Annotated in this window: 5 protein-coding genes; all 5 read left to right on the plus strand. The window is 69.5% G+C overall.

All coding sequences use genetic code 11. The features are described from left to right. Positions 1 to 520, plus strand: a 520-nt coding sequence (locus tag AB0J09_RS60890; RefSeq protein ID WP_360713094.1) for an amidase family protein, incomplete at its 5' end; no start/stop codon positions are given. Between the two features lie 125 nt (positions 521 to 645). Further along, complete coding sequence (locus AB0J09_RS60895) at positions 646 to 1038, plus strand: VOC family protein (RefSeq protein WP_360713097.1); 393 nt, start codon at positions 646 to 648, stop codon at positions 1036 to 1038. Beyond that, complete coding sequence (locus AB0J09_RS60900) at positions 1039 to 1434, plus strand: YciI family protein (protein WP_360713099.1); 396 nt, start codon at positions 1039 to 1041, stop codon at positions 1432 to 1434. Positions 1435 to 1662: 228 nt separating this feature from the next. After that, positions 1663 to 2589, plus strand: coding sequence for a substrate-binding domain-containing protein (locus AB0J09_RS60905; RefSeq protein WP_360713102.1), 927 nt, complete (start codon positions 1663 to 1665; stop codon positions 2587 to 2589). Positions 2590 to 2686: 97 nt separating this feature from the next. Then, the coding region (locus AB0J09_RS60910) for a LacI family DNA-binding transcriptional regulator (protein WP_360713105.1) at positions 2687 to 2986 on the plus strand (300 nt) is incomplete at its 3' end.

The raw sequence follows: 2986 nt of genomic DNA on the forward strand, positions 1-2986 counted from the left end.
GGTCGAAGAGGTCGATCCCGGCTTCTCCGACCCCGTGGACGCCTTCCACGTCCTGTGGTTCGCCGGCGCCGCCAAGGTCGTCGAATCGTACGGGCCGGACGCCCTCGAACGGATCGACCCCGGCCTGCGCCGCGCCGCCGAGCGGGGCGCCGCCTTCAGCACCGCCGACTACCTGGACGCCATCGCCGTCCGGGTGGACCTCGGGGCGCGGATGGGGATCTTCCACCGGACTTACGACCTTCTGCTCACACCGAGCCTGCCGATCACCGCGTTCCCCAAGGGCAGGGACGCGCCGGAGGAGTGGCCCTCGACGGACTGGACCAGCTGGACCCCGTACACCTACCCGTTCAACCTGACCCAGCAGCCCGCCGCCAGCGTGCCCTGCGGCTTCACCTCCGCCGGCCTGCCCATCGGCCTGCAGATCGTCGGCCCCCGCCACGCCGACGCCCTCGTGCTGCGCGCCGCCCGCGCGTACGAGCGCGCCACGGACTGGACGTCGGCCACGCCACCGCTTGCCTGAAGCGGTTTCGGGATTTTCTTGCGCTGAGATGTCGAGAGCCGAGCCGTCCGCTCCGACCCCTGGTGAGGACCCACCTGGGTACACCGACAGGGCGCCGAGCGGTCGGCGCGGAGAGAGGACTGACCATGGGACGGCCAGTGGTGCACTTCGAGATCATCGGGAGCGACCCCGAGAGGCTGCGCGGCTACTACGGCGAGCTGTTCGGCTGGGAGTTCCACACGGGCGACGCGGCCACCGAGAAGGTCTCGCAGCCGGGCATGTACGGATTCGTGGATGGAAGCACGACCGGTGAGGGAGACGGCATCAACGGCGGGATCGGCGGCGGCCGGGGCCACCAGCCCAGAGTCCTGTTCTACGTGGGCGTTCCCGACGTCGAGGAGGCGCTGCGGAAGGCCGAGAGCCTCGGCGGCAAGCGCCTGATGGGCCCCGAGCCGGAGTCCGCCGGGGACTTCGCGGTCGGCCGCTTCATCGACCCCGAGGGCAACGTCATCGGCGTCGCCGGTCCATCGGCGGCGTAAATGAAATATTTGCTATTGATCTACAGTAACCCGGCGAACTGGGAGCACCCGCTGTTCCTGCGCGATCCGCGGTTCCTGGCCATGCCGGCGGAAGAGCGCGACGAGCTGGCCAGACGGGCCGAGGCCCTGCGCCGGGAGATCACCGAATCCGGTGAGCTGGTCGCGGCCGCGGCCCTGGCCGACCCGGTGAACACCCGGACCGTCAGGGTGCGCGGCGGGGTCCCGGCCACCACGGATGGGCCCTATCTGGAGGCCAAGGAGCAGCTGGCCGGGTACCTCGTGGTGGACTGCGAGAGCCCGGAGCGTGCGGCGGAGATCGCGGCGTGCGTGCCCGACGCACGGTTCGCCGCGGTGGAGGTGCATCCGATCATGGACACCTCCGGTGAGGAGATGTGAACGCCGAGGACCTGCCGCGCCGGCCGGCAGAGCGGCCGGGCGTCGCGTTCGGCAGGCGTGAGACTCATCACATACACTCTGTCCAGCGGTTTCGCGGCGGTGGCCGGATCGTCTGGCCACCCGTCTGACCTCGGCGGAGCATCAGGCGACCGGCTATGAGATCGGGCGCGATTGCGGCCCTCGTCGGCACCCTGCGGCGCAGGGCAAAGAACCATAAGAAGAAAGATCATGCGAACTTTCGCGACCCTCATAGCCGGTCTCGCGTTCGGCCTGGCCGCCTGCGGCTCGTCCGTCGGCAGTGAGCCCTCAGAAGACATCAACATCGGCATGTCCGTGTCGACGCAGAACAACCCCTACTTCGTCCAGTTCCGCGACGGCGCGGAGGCCGCGGCGCAGAATTTCGGTGTCAAGCTGACCGTCACCGACGCCCATAACGACGCCTCCCAGCAGGCGAGCCAGATCCGGAGCTTCACCAGCCGGCACATGACGGCGATCATCATCAACCCGGTCGACTCCGACGGGATCGGCCCGGCGGTCAAGGCTGCCGGTCAGCTCGGCATCCCGGTGATCTCGGCCGACCGCACGGTCAGCGGCGCCGAGGTGGCTCAGACCCTGACCTCCGACAACTTGGCCGGAGGCAAGCTGGGCGCCCAGGAGCTGGCCAAGCAGCTCGGCGGGAAGGGCGAGGTGGTCGTGCTCCAGGGCGCGGCCGGCACCTCCGCCTCCCTCGAACGCAGCCATGGTTTCGCCGCGGGCATCGCCGCGTACCCGCACATCAAGGTCGTCGCCAAGCAGCGGGCCGACTTCCACAGAGTCAAGGGCCAGCAGGTCATGACCAGCCTGATCCAGCGTCATCCCGGCATCACGGGCGTGTTCGCGGAGAACGACGAAATGGCGCTGGGCGCGGCCCAGGCTCTGGGGCCGAAGGCGGGACACCAGGTCAAGGTCGTGGGCTTCGACGGCACGCCGGAAGGCATCAAGGCGGTGCGGGCGGGCACGTTGTCCGCCACGGTCGCCCAGCAGCCCAGGCTGCTCGGCTGGCAGGCGGTGGACGGCGCCATCAAGGCGGCGAGGGGCCAGATCATCGCGAAATCTGTGGCAATTCCCGTCAAAGTGGCAACCAAGGAGAACGCCCGGGAGTTCTGGACTTTCTAAAAAATCAGGCGCCGGCGCGGCCCGCGCCATCGGCACGCTGCGGCGTCACGCCGGGCAGCCTGAAATAGCTAGAAAACGTTGTCTATACTCCACGACCATGGCCAGGAGGGGCGAGAACCGCCCGAACACGATCCGGGACGTCGCGGCGCGCGCCGGCGTGTCCGTCTCCACGGTGTCCAGGGTGATGGCCGGAGACTACCCGGTGGCCCAGGCCACGAAGCAGCGGGTGCAACAGGCGATCAAGGAGCTCAACTACGTCGCCAACACCCATGCCCGCGCGCTGGTCGCCGGCGGCACCCAGACGGTAGCGTTCATCGTCAACGACGTGCGCGGGCCGGCCTTCGCCGCCGCCGTGCACGGGGCCGAGCAGGAGGCCGCGCGCCGCGGGCGGCTGTGC

This window comes from Nonomuraea sp. NPDC049784, assembly GCF_040659615.1.
Classification (GTDB): Bacteria; Actinomycetota; Actinomycetes; order Streptosporangiales; family Streptosporangiaceae; genus Nonomuraea.